Below are 16,505 nucleotides of genomic sequence, written 5' to 3'. Positions count from 1 at the left end.
CTATATGGGCATTAGCTCAATGCGACAGACGGTGTAAAGTTATCTTTGGTCGTGTTAATTTAGCGTCTAATTTTTTGTACGTGGGTAAAACGCCATTCAGAACATAGAGTTGGCGCCACGTTTTAAAGGGCTTTAGGCTCTTCTTCATAGAATCATTTTTTAGGGGCACGGGATTACATGGAAATCGGTCTGCGCGAGTGGCTGATAGTCATCGGCATAGTGGTCATCGCCGGTATTCTTTTTGATGGCTGGCGCCGTATGCGCGGCGGCAAGGGCAAGCTCAAGTTTCGCCTTGACCGCAGTTTTTCCAACGTCCCGGATGAGGAGACCAGTGCTGAATTGCTCGGTCCTTCGCGTGTCCTGGATACACCCGCCCACAAAGAGCCTCAGCTTGATGAGCACGACCTGCCATCGGTAAGCATGTCGCCACGGGATAAAAGCTCCAAGCGTAACAAGCGTGGCGGCGAGCCAAGCCAGGGTGACCTGAACCTCAATCTTGATCTGGAAGACGGTCCGAGCATCAGCGCCCGCGATGATGACTTCGCACAGGAAGCCAAGCCGCGTGGACGTTCAGCGCCAAGTGTGCCGGCGGTTGAGGCGAAGGAACAACAGCCGCAACAGGCTGCTGAAGAAGTGCTGGTGATCAGTGTTATCAGTCGCGATCCTGCCGGCTTCAAAGGGCCTGCACTGCTGCAGAACATCCTTGAAAGCGGTTTGCGCTTTGGTGAAATGGATATTTTCCACCGTCATGAAAGCATGGCGGGTAACGGTGAAGTGCTGTTCTCCATGGCCAATGCCGTGAAACCGGGCGTGTTCGATCTTGATGATATCGACTTGTTCAGCACCCCGGCCGTGAGCTTCTTCCTCGGCTTGCCGGGGCCGCGTCATCCCAAACAGGCCTTTGATGTGATGGTTGCCGCTGCACGCAAGCTGTCTCAGGAGCTCAATGGTGAGCTTAAAGATGACCAGCGCAGCGTGTTGACTGCCCAGACCATCGAACACTACCGTCAGCGCATCGTTGAATTCGAGCGTCGCGCCCTGACTCAAAAACGCTGAACAAGTGGGGGCCAGCATGCTTGCTCCCGCAGAAACGCAAAATGATTAACGCAAGAGCAGCCTCGGCTGCTCTTTTGCTTTGTGAGAGAACACCCCATGACCGCCGCCAAAACCCGAATTCTAGAGCTGCGCGCTGAACTGGATCAGCACAACTATCGCTATCACGTGCTCGACGAGCCCAGCATTCCTGATGCCGAGTACGATCGTCTGTTTCGCGAGCTCAAGGCGCTGGAAGCCGAGCATCCGGAGCTGATCACTGCGGACTCGCCGACTCAGCGTGTCGGTAGCGCGGCGCTGTCGGCTTTTACGCAAGTGCGCCACGAAGTGCCGATGCTGAGCCTGGGCAACGCTTTTGATGAAACCGATATGCGTGAATTCGATCGTCGTGTCAGCGAGGGTCTGGATTTGCCGGCGGGCGATCTGTTTGGCGGCGGCGCTGAAGTCGAATACAGCTGTGAGCCCAAGCTGGACGGTCTGGCGGTCAGCCTGCTTTATCAGGACGGCAATCTGGTGCGTGGTGCTACCCGGGGTGATGGCACCACGGGCGAAGACATCAGTGTCAATGTGCGCACCGTGCGCAATATCCCGCTCAAGCTGCATGGCAGCGGTTGGCCTGCGGTCCTGGAGGTACGAGGCGAGGTCTTTATGTCCAAGGCCGGCTTTGACCGTCTTAACGAGACTCAGCTCGCCGCGGGCGGTAAAACCTTTGCCAACCCGCGTAACGCGGCTGCAGGTAGCTTGCGTCAACTGGACTCGAAAATTACCGCCAGCCGCCCCTTGGAGTTTTGCTGTTACGGCCTTGGCCAGGTGTCTGAAGAGTTTTCAGATACCCATATCGGCAACCTCAAGCAGTTGCAGCAGTGGGGCATGCCAATCAGTCATGAGTTGAAACTGGCCAAAGGCATTGCCGAGTGTCTGGACTACTACCGCGATATTGGCGAACGCCGTGCGGCCCTGCCTTATGAAATCGATGGTGTGGTGTTCAAGGTCAACAGCCTGGCATCGCAACGTGAACTGGGCTTTCGTGCTCGCGAGCCACGCTGGGCGATTGCTCACAAATTCCCGGCGATGGAAGAGCTGACCGAGCTGCTGGATGTGGAGTTTCAGGTTGGACGTACTGGGGCTGTCACGCCGGTAGCGCGTCTCAAACCGGTCAAGGTGGCAGGTGTCACTGTCTCCAATGCCACGCTGCACAACATGGATGAAGTGGCGCGTCTGGGGCTGATGATTGGCGACACGGTGATTATCCGCCGCGCCGGTGATGTGATTCCGCAGGTCGTGCAAGTGGTGCTTGAGCGGCGACCTGAAACCGCGCGCCCGGTGCAGATCCCTGAGAGCTGCCCGGTGTGTGGGTCGCACGTTGAACGCACGCAATTGATCAAGCGCAGCAAGGGTCGCGAAACCATCAGTGAGGGGGCGGTGTACCGCTGTGTCGGGCGGCTGGCCTGCGGTGCTCAGCTCAAGCAGGCGATCATTCACTTTGTTTCTCGCCGTGCGATGGACATTGAAGGCCTGGGCGAAAAGAGCGTTGAGCAGTTGGTGGACGAGGGGCTGGTGAGTTCGCCTGCCGATTTGTACACCCTGACCTTCGAGAAAATTGTCGATCTTGAAGGCTTTGCCGAGCTGTCGAGCAAGAACCTGCTGCAGGCTATAGCCGACAGCAAGCGTCCGACATTGGCGCGTTTTATATACGCGCTGGGTATTCCGGATGTAGGAGAGGAGACAGCCAAGGTGCTGGCGCGCTCTCTGGCCTCTCTTGAGCGTGTTCAGCGTGCTTTGCCGCAAGTCCTCACCTACTTGCCGGATGTTGGGCTTGAAGTGGCCCATGAGATTCATAGCTTCTTCAGTGATGAGCATAACCAGCAGGTGATTACGCAACTGCTTGAGCGTGGCCTTGAGCTGCAGGACCAAGGGGATCTGGGGGCGGAGTTCGCAGCCAGTGCCACTTTGGGTGGACTGATCGACAAGTTGCATATCCCCTCGGTCGGGCCGGGTGGTGCGCAAAAACTGGCCGATAAGTTCCTAACGCTTGAGGGCGTAATCAACGCGGACTGGCTCGATATGCGCCAGGCACTGCCTGAGAAACAAGCCAAAGCCGTGCGCGAATTTTTCGATAACCCTGAACATGCCCGGGTGGCCCTGGAAGTCGAAGCGCAGTTGCGCGACTTCGGGATGCACTGGCAGAGCGAGAAAAAGGCGGTGGAAGGTTTGCCGCTGGCAGGGCAGACCTGGGTGCTGACCGGTTCGCTGGAGTTAATGAGTCGCGACATTGCCAAAGACAAGCTCGAAAGTCTGGGGGCCAAGGTGTCGGGTTCGGTCTCCGGCAAGACCCATTGCGTCGTGGCGGGACCCGGTGCGGGCTCGAAACTGGTCAAGGCCAACGAACTGGGGCTCAAGGTGCTGGATGAAGAAGCCTTTGTGGCATTCCTGGGTGAGCAGGGCATCTCGATCTAGAACGGTAACCTCCCTGTAGGAGCGAGCTTTCTCGCGAGCGCTTAGCGGTTTCGTTAAAAAGCCCGCGAGCAAGCTCGCTCCTGCACAGTCCATTGTCGGGCTCCCAACATCCATGGCCTCGGCCAAGGTATAAAGCCCAATCCAAGTGCTTGAGCCCGCTCATTTTTTTATTCTTGCCCCAGCGGTTGTAAGTTTTTCTCAGACAGGTACAATGGCGCCGTTCGCTGCTAAGCGGATGTTGTTATGGTGACCCTATCGGTCCCTCCGCAACGATTACCCGTTAACCTGGTCAGATCCGGAAGGAAGCAGCCACAGCGGGAACATTGTGTGCCGGGGTGTGGCTGGTGGGGTTGCCTCCATTTTAAAAAATCCTCCATTGCGCAGGGTTTTTAGTCCAAGCAAAGCCTTCCTTTCTCTCTGTTATCCACGCCTTGTCTCGACGCTCTATTTGCTGTCGGCGTATTTCCGTGCGCGCATTAATCGTGTGCCGGTATGGCCTGAGCAGTTTAAAGTGCGCACCGGATGCAATTTTGCCCTTGCTCCGCTAGCATTAGCCCCTTCCGCTTTTCAGACGCGACGGTTATCAATGAGTTATCAGGTTCTTGCACGTAAATGGCGTCCGCGCTCGTTCCGCGAAATGGTCGGCCAGACCCATGTGCTCAAGGCTCTGATCAATGCCCTGGACAGTCAGCGCCTGCATCACGCCTACCTGTTTACCGGTACCCGTGGTGTCGGCAAGACCACCATTGCGCGGATCATCGCCAAATGCCTGAACTGTGAGACAGGTATCACCTCGACCCCGTGCGGGACGTGTTCGGTATGCCGCGAAATCGACGAAGGGCGCTTTGTCGATCTTATCGAAATCGATGCCGCGAGCCGGACCAAGGTCGAGGACACGCGCGAACTGCTCGATAACGTGCAGTACGCGCCAAGCCGCGGGCGCTTCAAGGTCTACCTGATCGACGAAGTGCACATGCTCTCCAGCCACTCCTTCAATGCGTTGCTCAAAACCCTTGAAGAGCCGCCGCCCTACGTCAAATTCATTCTGGCGACCACCGATCCGCAGAAATTGCCGGCGACTATCCTTTCCCGCTGCCTGCAGTTCTCCCTGAAAAACATGACCCCCGAGCGTGTAGTCGAACACTTGAGCCACGTGCTGAGTGTCGAAAACGTACCGTTCGAAGATGACGCGTTGTGGTTGTTGGGGCGCGCCGCTGACGGTTCGATGCGCGACGCCATGAGCCTGACCGATCAGGCCATTGCATTCGGAGAAGGCAAGGTGCTGGCGGCTGATGTGCGCGCCATGCTCGGTACCCTCGACCATGGTCAGGTGTTTGACCTGCTGCACGCCTTGATCGAAGGCGATGCCCGGGCACTGCTTGAGGCTGTGCGCCATCTGGCCGAACAGGGCCCGGACTGGAACGGCGTGCTGTCCGAAATCCTCAATGTTTTCCATCGTGTTGCCATTGCCCAGGCGTTGCCCGAAGGGGTCGACAACGGCCATGGCGACCGCGATCGCGTGCTGGCCCTGGCCCGGGTATTGCCCGCCGAAGACGTACAGTTTTATTACCAGATGGGCCTGATCGGCCGGCGTGATTTGCCGCTGGCGCCAGACCCGCGCGGTGGCTTTGAAATGGTCCTGCTAAGGATGCTGGCCTTCCGCCCGGCGGACGCGACAGACTCACCGAGTCAGCCGCTAAAGCCAGTGGGGATCAGCCAGGCCACAGTTGATTCCGCTCCAATCGTGGCTGGCGCGCCCTCTGTTGCGCCAGTAATGGCTGCACCTGCCGCTGTTGCACCCGTTGTGGCCGTCAAGCCAGAACCGGTTGTTGAGCCAGCGCCCGCGCCTGTAGCGGTCCTCAAGGCGCCAGCAGCGCCTGTAGTGGACTTGCCATGGAACGAGCCGGCGGCTCCAGTGATCGAGGCACCGATCGTGCCACAAGCGATGCTCGATACGGTCGGTGAGCAACCCGATTTGCCTCCGATGCCGATGCCCACGCCTGACAGCGTGGTGCCGGATGCGCCGCAGTGGGAAGCAGCGCCGATACCTGAGCCAACGCCCGAGCAGGTGGACTCGGCTCTGTCGGGCCCGGATCGCGATGACGAGCCGCCGCTGGACGAAGACTACATCGAGCCGGACATGGATTCCGCGGCTTACAGCTACCTGGACGAACTGGCCAGTGAGCACGCCGGCGAGCCTGCTCCTGAGCCCGAGCCGTTGCCTGCTGCCGAGCCTGCCACCGGGCTGGCCCTTGAATGGCTGAACCTGTTCCCCAAGTTACCGGTATCGGGCATGACGGCGAGCATCGGCGCCAACTGCACATTGATGGCGGTTGATGGCGATGACTGGTTGCTGCATCTGGACCCGGCGCACAGCGCACTGTTTAACGCCACTCAGCAGCGTCGGCTCAACGATGCACTGAACCAGTACCATCAGCGCACACTCAAAGTGACTATCGAGCTGGTAAAGCCGCAGCAGGAAACCCCGGCTCAGGCAGCTTCACGCTTTCGGGCCGAGCGCCAGCACCTGGCCGAGGAGTCGATCTATGCCGATCCGCTGGTCCAGCAAATGATTGAACAGTTCGGCGCGGCCGTCCGTGACGATACGATTCAACCGATAGACGTTATTGAGGCCAAGGCTTCGTAACGTCTGAAAAACTTACAGCCCGAGGTCGTTTTGACCGCGGGTGCATTGTCCAAATAACGTTTGAGGTGATTCCCATGATGAAAGGTGGCATGGCCGGCCTGATGAAGCAGGCACAGCAGATGCAGGAAAAAATGGCCAAGATGCAGGAAGAACTGGCCAATGCTGAAGTTACCGGTAAGGCCGGTGGCGATATGGTGACTGTGGTCATGACCGGTCGTCACGACATCAAGCGTGTGAGCATTGATCCGGCTCTGCTTGAAGGCGTCAGCGAAGACGACCGCGAAGTGCTGGAAGATCTGTTTGCGGCTGCTGTCAACGACGCCGTACGCAAGATCGAAGCCAACAGCCAGGACAAAATGTCCGGCGTGACCTCCGGCATGCAACTGCCGCCGGGTATGAAGCTGCCGTTCTAAGGCGCTGCTAAAAAATGCCAGGCCCGGGGCCTGGCATTTTTTTGCCTGTCTGCTTTTGACTAATGCCGGCTTGCCCCGGTGCATGCGTCTGCTGGTATTTGACGCTGGCGCGGACCGCGGGTATAAACCGCCTCTCGTTGTTTTGTCGGACCTTTCCCTATGAGCTTTAGCCCCCTGATTCGCCAACTGATCGACGCCTTGCGCACCTTGCCGGGGGTAGGTCAAAAGACTGCACAGCGCATGGCTTTGCAATTGCTTGAGCGTGATCGCAGTGGCGGTTCGCGTCTGGCGCTAGCCTTGACGCAGGCTATGGAGGGCGTGGGTCATTGCCGCCTGTGCAGAACCCTGACCGAGGATGATCTGTGCCCGCAGTGTGCCGATGTGCGCCGCGACGACACCCTGCTCTGTGTGGTTGAGGGGCCCATGGATGTGTATGCCGTCGAGCAGACCGGTTACCGCGGTCGCTACTTTGTGCTCAAAGGGCATTTGTCACCGCTGGATGGCCTGGGCCCGGAGGCGATTGGCATTCCACAGCTGATGACGCGTATTGCAGAGCAGGGCACCTTCGCCGAGGTAATCCTGGCGACCAATCCTACGGTCGAAGGTGAGGCTACCGCGCATTACATTGCGCAATTGCTGAGCAACAAAGGCCTTATTGCTTCGCGCATCGCGCACGGCGTACCGCTGGGGGGCGAGCTGGAACTGGTTGACGGCGGAACACTGGCCCACTCGTTCTCCGGGCGCAGACCCATCGCACTGTAGCAACGAGCCTGCTCGCGAGCAGGCTATGCGGCCTTACTCCGTCAGTGAGAACTCAGTCAGGCAAAACGTCGGAACGCCCATATCCTGCAGGCGTTTCGACCCGCCCAGCTCAGGCAGATCAATAATCGCAGCCGCTTCAAATACCTTCGCGCCCATGCGGCGCACCAGGCTGGCAGCAGCGATCAGGGTTCCGCCAGTGGCGATCAAGTCATCGACGATCAGCAGCGAGTCGCCCTCACACAGGCTGTCGGCGTGAACCTCCAGAAACGCTTCGCCATATTCCGTCTGATAGCCCTCGGCCAAAACATCGGCGGGCAACTTGCCTTGTTTGCGAAACAGGATCAGCGGCTTGTTGAGTTGATGCGCGAGCACTGAGCCGATCAAAAAACCACGGGCATCCATTGCGCCGATGTGGCTGAAGTCGGCCTCGACATAGCGTTCGATAAAGGTATCGGCAATGACGCGCATGGCGCGTGGGGATTGATACAGCGGTGTGATGTCACGAAAAATGACGCCCGCCTTGGGGAAGTCAATCACGGGGCGAATCAAGGATTTGAGGCAAAAATCGTCGCGAGTCATATCGGGCTCCTGGCGTTTAAGGCGCCAGTATAGCCCGGTAAGTGAGGTCGTCAGATTTCCAGAGAGCCACCGGCCAGGGCGCACAGCTTGATCGGATCAAGAATGTGCACTTCTTTGCCTTCGGCGGTGATCAGCTGGTTTTCTTGCAGGCGGGTAAATACCCGGGATACCGTTTCGACTGCCAGGCCCAGGTAGTTGCCAATTTCATTGCGCGACATGCTCAGGCGGAACTGGTTGGCCGAGAAACCACGGGCGCGGAAACGCGCGGACAGGTTGACCAGAAAGGTCGCGATACGCTCATCGGCGGTCTTTTTCGACAACAACAGCATCATTTGCTGATCGTCACGAATTTCCCGGCTCATGATGCGCATTAACTGGCGACGCAGTTGTGGCAGTTGTACCGAAAGTTCGTCCAGACGCTCGAAAGGGATTTCGCAAACAGGCGTGGTCTCCAGTGCCTGGGCAGACACCGGATAGGATTCGGTGTCCATGCCTGACAAGCCGACCAGCTCGCTCGGCAAGTGGAAGCCGGTGAGTTGCTCTTCGCCACTGTCACTGAGACTGAATGTTTTGAGCGCCCCGGAACGGACGGCATAAACCGAGACAAATGGGTCGCCCTGACGGAACAGGAACTCGCCTTTCTTCAATGGACGACCGCGCTTGACGATTTCCTCTAACGCATCCATGTCTTCCAGATTCAACGAAAGTGGCAAACACAGAGGCGCCAGACTGCAATCCTTGCAGTGAGCCTGGCTATGAGCGCGCACTTTTACTGGCTCGGACATTTCTTAAATCCTTGTAGGAAAACACACATAAGACGCAAGGTTACCCCAGAGAGGGGGGCCGAGACCAGCGCGCCAATTCAGTGCACCTCGCTCAAGAAATCTGCAGCCTGACCGATAGTCTGTTAACGCTAAAGCACAGGGAGCAGGGCAGATGTCGTCGATGGGTGGTGTTGGCCTCAGTCAAAGTGGCATGTTGACCATAAATACGCCTGCGATAAACAGCCAGAATGCCGCAGTGGCTGATCAGGACACGGAGCCTGGCCAGGCGGCAGCTCCTGCTGAGGGCGTTAAAGTGGTCATTTCAGGTGCGGCCATGAAGTTGGCAAAAGCGCAGAAAGATCAGAATGACGACATTGAAGGCAGCGGCTTGCCGGATCAGGTGCAGAAAATTCTGAAGATGATTCGCGAGATCAAAAAGCAGATCGCTGAAAAGCAGGCTCAACTGCAGCAAGTCATGGCCAACAGCAGTTTGAATCCCGAGCAGGCCAAGGCTCAGGCCGCCGGGTTACAGGCGGCAATTGCCGGTTTGAGTGCTGCATTGCTCAATGCCAATGCCAGCCTGGTCAAGGCCATGAAAGACTTGAGCGGTGAGGACGCGCTCAAGGCTACTTCATTGATGGCCAGCTAAATCACCCGGGAAAATCGCTGCCGACTGGCCTGCTCCAGGTACGCATCAAACACCATGCACACCGAACGCACCAACAGTCGCCCGGCGGGCAGCACGGTCAGTTGCTCAGGCCCAAGCGCAATCAGGCCGTCTGCGGCCATTTTCTGCAGCGCGGGCCACTGCGGCGCAAAATACCCTCGAAAATCGATATTGAACGCCTGCTCGATGTGGGCGAACGGCAAGTGCAAATTGCAGATGATTTGTTGAATGACTTCGCGCCGGATCCGGTCATCCTGATTGCACAACAGGCCTCGAGCGGTTGCGAGCTGGCCGCTGGCCAGAGTGCGCTGATACTGGGCGATGTCGCTGTCATTCTGGCAGTACAACTCGCCAATCTGGCTGATGGCCGAGACACCGAGCCCGATCAGGTCGCAATGGCCGTGGGTGGTATAGCCCTGGAAATTGCGTTGCAGGGTGGCTTCTTCCTGGGCGATGGCCAGTTCATCGTCCGGCAGCGCGAAATGATCCATGCCGATGTAGCGATAACCAGCGGCTGTCAGTTGCGCGATGGTGCACTCCAGCATTTTCAGTTTATCGGCCGGCGAGGGCAGGTCACTGGTGTTGATCCGGCGTTGCGGCATGAAACGCTCAGGCAAGTGCGCGTAATTGAATACCGACAAGCGATCCGGTTGCAGGTTGATCACTTCTTTGATGGTTTGCGCGAAGGCTTCGGGGGTTTGCTTGGGCAGGCCGTAGATCAGGTCGATATTGATCGAGCGAAACTGCAAGGTGCGCGCAGCATCGATCACGGCACGGGTTTCTTCCAGGCTTTGCAGGCGGTTGACTGCCCGCTGGACTTGGGGGTCGAGGTCTTGCAGGCCAATGCTGACGCGATTGAACCCCAGCTCGCGCAATAGGCCCATGGTCGACCAGTCGGCTTCACGCGGGTCGATTTCGATGCCGTAATCGCCGGAATCGTCGTCCAGCAAATTGAAATGCTCACGCAGGCTGGCCATCAATTGGCGCAATTCATCGTGGCTGAGAAAGGTTGGCGTGCCACCGCCAAAGTGCAGTTGCTCGACTTTTTGTTTGGGGTCGAGGTGGCAGGCGACCTGGCGGATTTCTTGTTCCAGGCGCTGCAAGTAAGGCTGCGCACGGCCGCGGTCCTTGGTGATGACCTTGTTGCAGGCGCAGTAGTAGCAAATATTGGCGCAGAACGGCACGTGCACATACAGCGACAGGGGCCTCAGCGCCTTGCGGCTTTCGCGCAGGGCGTGCAGCAGATCGAATGTGCTGACCTGGTCAGTGAACTGCATGGCCGTCGGATACGAGGTATAGCGCGGTCCGGCCAGGTCGTAGCGGCGAATTAAATCTGAGTCCCAACGAATGGCGTCGAGCATGCGGGCATTCCCCTGGGATGACTGGCAATGCGCTGGAGTCTAGGGGCTCGGGATTCGTATCACCTTGATTTGTATCAATGGCTGCGTGTGCTGCATCGCGGGCAAGCCCGCTCCCACAGTGCGCCCCCGGGGTGCACTGCTACTGTGGGAGCCTGCTTGCTGGCGATGGTACCGGTGCGGTCATCCAGTTGAATTGCGCTACCTGCATCGCTGGCAAGCCAGCTCCCACAGTTCGACCAGTTGCACAGTTCCCGCACAAGTGACTGGACTAATGCCCCATCAACCAGTGCTGGTGCGGGCCGGGCAAGGTCCAGATGCCGAACAGGATTACCAGTAACCCGCCCGCCATACGCACGCTGCGTTTGCGCAGCAACGCCGTGACGCGCTCGGCCGCAAGCCCGGTTGCCAGCAGCACGGGCCAGGTCCCCAGACCGAAAGCCAGCATCAGGAGTGCACTGTCGATCGCGCTGCCCTGGCTGGCCGACCAGATCAGCGTGCTGTAGACCAGGCCGCATGGCAGCCAGCCCCAGAGCGCGCCCAGCAGCAATGCGCGAGGCAGGCTCGACACTGGCAGCAACCGGTTGGCAACGGGCTGGATATGCCGCCACAGGCCGCGTCCCAGGCCTTCGATACGGGTCAGGCCGCTCCACCAGCCGGCCAGATACAGCCCCATGCAAATCAGCAGCAGCCCGGCGAGGATGCGCATATACATCGCCGCCGCACTATTGGCCACTGCCCATCCGGCGAGCCCCAGCAATAAGCCTGCGGCGGCGTAGCTAAGGATTCGCCCCAGGTTATAGGCCAGCAGCAACCGAAAGCGTCGACTGCGTTGCTCTTTGGGAATGGCCAGGGTCAACGCCCCCATCAGGCCGCCGCACATGCCCAGGCAATGGCCGCCCCCGAGCAGGCCCAGAATCACGGCCGAAACCAGCAGTGGCGCCAGCTCAAGCATGGGGTGGCGCCTTGCTGTCGGTGTCTTGGTCCGATTCCGGGTGATGAAGCCTGGCTTCTTCGACAGCCGCTGTGTGCTGCGGGTCCTGGTCGTCAAACAGGATGCTGTGGGCAGGGCTGTCGAGGTCGTCGTACTGGCCGCTGTCCACTGCCCAGAAGAAGACATAGATAGCGATTGCGACAATCAGCAAGGCCGCGGGAATCATGATGTATAGCGCTGGCATAAAGGCTCCAGGCCACCGGTTCAGATCGGTAGCGGGCGGGTTTGTGATGCAAGCTGAGTATGCGCCTGACGGGGCATGCGGGTCAGGCGCAAAGCGTTAAGCACCACCGTCAACGAGCTGATCGACATGCCGATGGCGGCCCAGATCGGGGTGATCCAGCCCAGCGCCGCAAAAGGCAGCATAAGGCCGTTATACAAGCCGGCCCAGAGCAGGTTCTCGATGATCACCCGGCGCGTGCGGCGGGCCAGGCTGAAGGCTTGCACCAGTGCATCCAGGCGATTGGACAGCAATACCGCATCGGCACTGGTTTTGGCCAGGTCAGTGGCCGAGCCCATCGCCACGCTGATATCGGCGGCAGCCAGCACCGGCACATCATTGACGCCGTCACCGAGCATCAACACTTTGCGGCCCTGGGCATGCAGTTGTTGCAATACCTGCAGTTTGTCATCCGGGCGCAAGCCGCCCCGGGCTTCATCGATACCCAGCTCGGCGGCTACGCTGGCGACCATCGGCGAACTGTCTCCCGAGAGCAGCAGCGTGCGCCAGCCGCGCACCCTGCAGGCGGCCAGTAGCGCGGGGGCATCGTCGCGCAGACGGTCATCGAGTACCAGCCAGGCCAGCGGGCCCCGGGTATCGCCCAGTAACAGCCATTGACCGGGTTCGTCGGGCATGTGCGGGACCGGGCAGTGGCTTAGCTCGCAGACAAAACCCGGCTGGCCGATGCGCAACCGCCGATCGCCCACCAGGCCTTCAAGGCCGCGGCCCGGCGTGCTTTGCACCTGTTCGGCGGCTTGTGCTGCGCGGCCGAACGCCCGGGCGATCGGGTGTTCCGAACGGTTCTCAAGGGCTGCCGCCAGGCCCAGGCACTGATCGCTGTCCAGTTCGCCCAGTGGCCGTATGGCGCGCAAGGTCAGCCGGCCTTCGGTCAGGGTGCCGGTCTTGTCGAAGATCACCGTGTCGATCTGGTTCAGCCCCTCGATCACATGGCCGCGCGTCAGCAGCAGCCCCAGCTTGTGCAACGTTCCTGTAGCGGCCGTGAGCGCGGTCGGTGTTGCCAGTGACAGGGCGCAAGGGCAGGTGGCCACCAGCATTGCCAGGACGATCCAGAAAGCCCGCGATGGATCGAGTTGCCACCACAGCAGGCCGATCCCGGCAGCGGCAATCAATGAAAACAGCAAGAACCATTGCGCGGCTTTATCGGCGATCTCGGCCAGCCGCGGTTTCTCGCTCTGGGCCCGGTCCAGCAGGCGCACGATGGCAGACAGGCGTGTGTCCTGGCCCAGGGCCAATACCTCGACGGTCAGCGCTCCTTCGACATTCAGGGTCCCGGCGGTGACCGCATCGCCAGCCCGGCGTGCCTGGGGCAAGTACTCGCCGGTCAGCAAAGACTCATCGATGCTTGACTGGCCGTCCAGAATCTTGCCGTCGGCCGGAAGAACCGCGCCGGGGTGGACCAGTACCTTGTCGCCGACTTTCAGTTCGGTCAGCAGAATGCGCTCGCTCTGCCCGTCATCACTCAATCGCAAGCAGGACGCAGGCAGCAGGTTGACCAGTTGTGCGGTCGCGGCGGCAGTGCGCTCACGGGCACGGCGCTCCAGATAGCGCCCGGCCAGCAAGAACAGGGCGAACATGCCGACCGCATCGAAATACAGCTCGCCGACCCCGGTGATGGCCGTCCAGATACCCGCGACATAGGCGCCGCCGATCGCCAGCGAAACCGATACATCCATGGTCAGATGGCGGGTGCGCAAGTCGCGCATGGCGCCTTTGAAAAAGGGTGTACAGCTGTAAAACACGATGGGCGTTGTCAGAAACAGTGCAACCCAGCGCAGGATGGTGTGCATCTCGGGGCTGAGATCAATGTTGAATTCGGGCCAGGTGGCCATGGTTGCCATCATCGCCTGGAACCACAGCAGTCCGGCGACACCCAGCTGACGCAAAGCCAGGCGGTTTTCAGTGGCCAGTTGTTCCGTCGCCCTGTCAGCCTGATACGGGTGCGCGGCATAGCCGATGTGGCGCAGTTCGCTGAGTATTTCACTCAGTGGTAACTGGCTGTCGGCCCAGCGTACATGCAAGCGGTGGTTGGACAGGTTGAGCCGTGCTTCGCTCACGGCAGGCAGGTGGCGCAGGTGTTTTTCAATCAGCCAGCCACAGGCGGCGCAACTGATGCCTTCGATCAGCAGGGTGGTTTCGGCCTGTTCGCCCTCATGCCGGACAAAGGGTTTTTGCACGTCGGCGCGGTCATACAGGGCCAGCTCTTCAACCAGTTGTACGGGGAGCGCTTGAGGGTTGGCCGAGGCTTCGCTGCGATGCTGGTAATAGCTTTCCAGGCCGCCGGCCACGATCGCTTCAGCCACCGCCTGGCACCCGGGGCAGCAGAACTCGCGCAGCTGGCCCAGAACAACGGCGGTATACCGGCTGCCAGGAGGGACGGGCAGGGCGCAGTGATAGCAGGGAACGGGAGAGGTCATGACGGTCTTTCGCGATGGAAGTGCGACATTGCAGGCCCTAAGGCTCCCACAGAGTTGTGGGAGCCGGTGGCCCCGCGATGGGTTATTTCGCTTTGCGGTCTTCTGCGCCCTGCAGGGGCTCGTCGCCCAGCAGCAGGTCCTTGTCAGGTCCTACCAGCTCTTCTTCAAACAGGCGCCAGGTTTTGCCGTCTTCCACGCCCAGCAGCTCTACAAAGCGACGGCCTGCGACCTTGTCATCCAGTTGGCCGATGTAACGGCCCGGTTCTGATGCGCTCTGGCTCAGACTGATCTTGCGGTCTTTCTCGGGTTGAGTCGGAGAAATCAGGTTCAGCTCCAGCACCTGCGGTTTGCTGTTGCCCTCAAGCAACAGCACCACTTCGCCGGTCATTTCGTCCATGCGCAGCTTGGCCTTGAGTTGCAGGGTCTGGCCCAGCAATTCGCGGTCAAGAGAGCGGTTGATGCCTTTGCCGGCCTCGTAGTAGTTGTCGTTGACCAGGTTGTCCGGGTTATTCACGGCAATGGTCACCATCGACAGGGTCAGCGTCACCGAGCAGGCGAGAATGGCAATGATGATCCACGGCCAAAGATGCTTGTACCAAGGGCTGGAGGCGTTTGCTGCGGGCATGGCAGGTTCTCTTCTCTTATCTGATTTGTGGGCCGATGAAACGGCTCTTGGCTTTAACGGTCACGTCGTTGTGGTCGGCATCCTTGAGGATGAAGAACACTTCGTTGGTGCTGGAGGGTAGCTGCTCCGGCGCAATCGAGAGCTCGACCGGCAGGCTGACGATGTCGCCCGCCGCGACCTTGATTTCGCGTTTGCCCTGCAGTTTCAGGTCAGGCAGGCCGGTGGCCTCCAGCACGTAGGTATGGTCTTGCTGGTCCTTGTTCATGATCTTCAGGCTGTAGACGTTCTCGATCCGGCCTTCAGCGTTTTCGCGGTAGAGCACGCGGTCTTTACTGACATCGAACCCCACCAGGGTGCGGGTATAAAACGCTGCTGCCAGCAGGCCCATCATGGTCAGCAGGACCAGCGCATAGCCAATCAGGCGCGGGCGCAACTTGCGGGTTTTCTGGCCCGAGAGGTTATGTTCGGTGGTGTAGCTGATCAGGCCGCGCGGGTAGTTCATTTTGTCCATGATGCTGTCGCAGGCATCGATACAGGCGGCGCAGCCGATGCACTCGATCTGCAGACCGTCACGAATGTCGATCCCGGTCGGGCACACCTGTACGCACATGGTGCAGTCGATGCAATCGCCCAAGCCCTGGGCCTTGTAGTCAGTGTCTTTTTTGCGCGGGCCACGGACTTCGCCGCGCCGCGGGTCGTAGGAAACGATCAGCGTGTCCTTGTCGAACATCACGCTCTGGAAGCGGGCATACGGACACATGTAAATGCACACCTGCTCGCGCAACCAGCCAGCGTTGCCGTAGGTGGCCAGGGTGAAAAAGCCGACCCAGAAATACGCCCAGCCATCAGCCTGGCCGGTAAAGAAGTCGAAAACCAGTTCGCGTATCGGCGAGAAGTAACCGACGAAGGTCATGCCGGTGACAAAGCCGATTAGCAGCCACAGGCTGTGTTTGCTGAATTTTCGCAGGAACTTGTTGGCGCTCATCGGCGCCTTGTCGAGCTTAATGCGCTGGTTGCGGTCACCTTCAGTGACCTTCTCGCACCACATGAATACCCAGGTCCAGACACTTTGCGGGCAGGTGTAGCCACACCACACGCGTCCGGCATATACGGTAATAAAGAACAGGCCAAAGGCTGCAACGATCAGCAGCCCGGACAGCAGGATGAAATCCTGTGGCCAGAAGGTGGCACCAAAAATAAAGAATTTGCGTTCGGGAAGGTTCCACCAGACCGCCTGGTGGCCGCCCCAGTTGAGCCATACCGTGCCGAAATACAGCAAGAAAAGCACCGCCCCGCCGGCGATGCGCAAGTTGCGGAAAAGACCGGTAAAGGCCCGGGTGTAGATCTTTTCCCGGGCAGCATACAAATCGACGCTTTCGCCGGTTTTTTGCTCAGGCGCAGTGACGTTTTTAACAGGAATCTGATTGCTCATTAGTGCGTCCCACGGCAGTGGAAAATGCCTCGGTCAGTACATGCCGACCGCGGTCAGAAGGTGTAGCAGTGGCGTAATGATACGCCTGTGACTCTAGCT

Annotated in this window: 14 protein-coding genes and 1 other RNA gene; 7 read left to right on the top strand and 8 right to left on the bottom strand. The window is 59.3% G+C overall.

The genetic code is table 11. The annotated features are described in order from the left end of the window. Positions 1-177: 177 nt before the first annotated feature. From zipA to recR, 6 genes are all read left to right on the top strand, one after another. Entirely contained in the window at positions 178-1,056 is an 879-nt protein-coding gene (gene zipA / locus ACP7BO_RS12715; RefSeq protein ID WP_397456232.1) for a cell division protein ZipA, read from the top strand. Between the two features lie 96 nt (positions 1,057-1,152). Further along, positions 1,153-3,510, top strand: coding sequence for an NAD-dependent DNA ligase LigA (ligA, locus tag ACP7BO_RS12710; RefSeq protein WP_426210734.1), 2,358 nt, complete (start codon positions 1,153-1,155; stop codon positions 3,508-3,510). Between the two features lie 253 nt (positions 3,511-3,763). Beyond that, positions 3,764-3,860, top strand: an RNA gene (gene ffs / locus ACP7BO_RS12705) — signal recognition particle sRNA small type. Positions 3,861-4,096: 236 nt separating this feature from the next. Continuing rightward, positions 4,097-6,157, top strand: coding sequence for a DNA polymerase III subunit gamma/tau (dnaX, locus tag ACP7BO_RS12700; protein ID WP_397456234.1), 2,061 nt, complete (start codon positions 4,097-4,099; stop codon positions 6,155-6,157). A 74-nt stretch (positions 6,158-6,231) separates the two neighbouring features. Beyond that, positions 6,232-6,570, top strand: coding sequence for a YbaB/EbfC family nucleoid-associated protein (locus ACP7BO_RS12695; protein ID WP_060691432.1), 339 nt, complete (start codon positions 6,232-6,234; stop codon positions 6,568-6,570). Between the two features lie 159 nt (positions 6,571-6,729). Further along, positions 6,730-7,332 (top strand): recombination mediator RecR, encoded by a 603-nt coding sequence (gene recR / locus ACP7BO_RS12690; RefSeq protein ID WP_060691433.1) that lies wholly within the window; start codon positions 6,730-6,732, stop codon positions 7,330-7,332. A gap of 33 nt (positions 7,333-7,365) precedes the next feature. Here recR and ACP7BO_RS12685 read toward each other — a convergent pair whose 3' ends face one another. Together ACP7BO_RS12685 and fnr are read right to left on the bottom strand one after the other, a co-directional pair. After that, on the bottom strand, positions 7,366-7,911 hold the full coding sequence (locus ACP7BO_RS12685; protein ID WP_073509005.1) for an adenine phosphoribosyltransferase: 546 nt from the start codon (positions 7,909-7,911) through the stop codon (positions 7,366-7,368). Positions 7,912-7,961: 50 nt separating this feature from the next. Beyond that, a complete protein-coding gene (gene fnr / locus ACP7BO_RS12680) occupies positions 7,962-8,696 on the bottom strand; it encodes a fumarate/nitrate reduction transcriptional regulator Fnr (protein WP_060691435.1) in 735 nt (244 codons plus the stop codon). A gap of 313 nt (positions 8,697-9,009) precedes the next feature. Between fnr and ACP7BO_RS12675 the strand changes: the two genes are divergently transcribed. After that, positions 9,010-9,324, top strand: coding sequence for a hypothetical protein (locus ACP7BO_RS12675; RefSeq protein WP_397456235.1), 315 nt, complete (start codon positions 9,010-9,012; stop codon positions 9,322-9,324). Here ACP7BO_RS12675 and hemN read toward each other — a convergent pair. The 6 genes from hemN to ccoG form a co-directional block, all read right to left on the bottom strand. After that, positions 9,321-10,703, bottom strand: coding sequence for an oxygen-independent coproporphyrinogen III oxidase (gene hemN, locus ACP7BO_RS12670; protein WP_073509006.1), 1,383 nt, complete (start codon positions 10,701-10,703; stop codon positions 9,321-9,323). The two genes, ACP7BO_RS12675 and hemN, sit on opposite strands and share 4 nt — an antisense overlap. A gap of 268 nt (positions 10,704-10,971) precedes the next feature. After that, positions 10,972-11,655 (bottom strand): sulfite exporter TauE/SafE family protein, encoded by a 684-nt coding sequence (locus ACP7BO_RS12665; RefSeq protein ID WP_397456238.1) that lies wholly within the window; start codon positions 11,653-11,655, stop codon positions 10,972-10,974. Next, positions 11,648-11,878, bottom strand: coding sequence for a cbb3-type cytochrome oxidase assembly protein CcoS (gene ccoS, locus ACP7BO_RS12660; RefSeq protein WP_397456239.1), 231 nt, complete (start codon positions 11,876-11,878; stop codon positions 11,648-11,650). The genes ACP7BO_RS12665 and ccoS overlap by 8 nt, the downstream gene beginning before the upstream one ends. 20 nt (positions 11,879-11,898) lie before the next feature. Continuing rightward, complete coding sequence (locus ACP7BO_RS12655) at positions 11,899-14,349, bottom strand: heavy metal translocating P-type ATPase (RefSeq protein WP_426210729.1); 2,451 nt, start codon at positions 14,347-14,349, stop codon at positions 11,899-11,901. Positions 14,350-14,431: 82 nt separating this feature from the next. Next, positions 14,432-14,974 (bottom strand): FixH family protein, encoded by a 543-nt coding sequence (locus ACP7BO_RS12650; protein ID WP_060691440.1) that lies wholly within the window; start codon positions 14,972-14,974, stop codon positions 14,432-14,434. Between the two features lie 16 nt (positions 14,975-14,990). Further along, positions 14,991-16,406 carry a cytochrome c oxidase accessory protein CcoG gene (ccoG, locus tag ACP7BO_RS12645; protein ID WP_397456242.1) on the bottom strand — a complete coding sequence of 472 codons (1,416 nt, stop codon included), beginning with the start codon at positions 16,404-16,406 and terminating at the stop codon, positions 14,991-14,993. Between the last annotated feature and the right edge of the window lie 99 nt (positions 16,407-16,505).

Source organism: Pseudomonas sp. TWR2-1-1 (assembly GCF_049897045.1).
Classification (GTDB): Bacteria; Pseudomonadota; Gammaproteobacteria; order Pseudomonadales; family Pseudomonadaceae; genus Aquipseudomonas; species Aquipseudomonas versuta.
The sequence above is the reverse complement of the archived record's forward strand: the minus strand, read 5'-3'. Positions and strand labels throughout refer to the sequence as shown.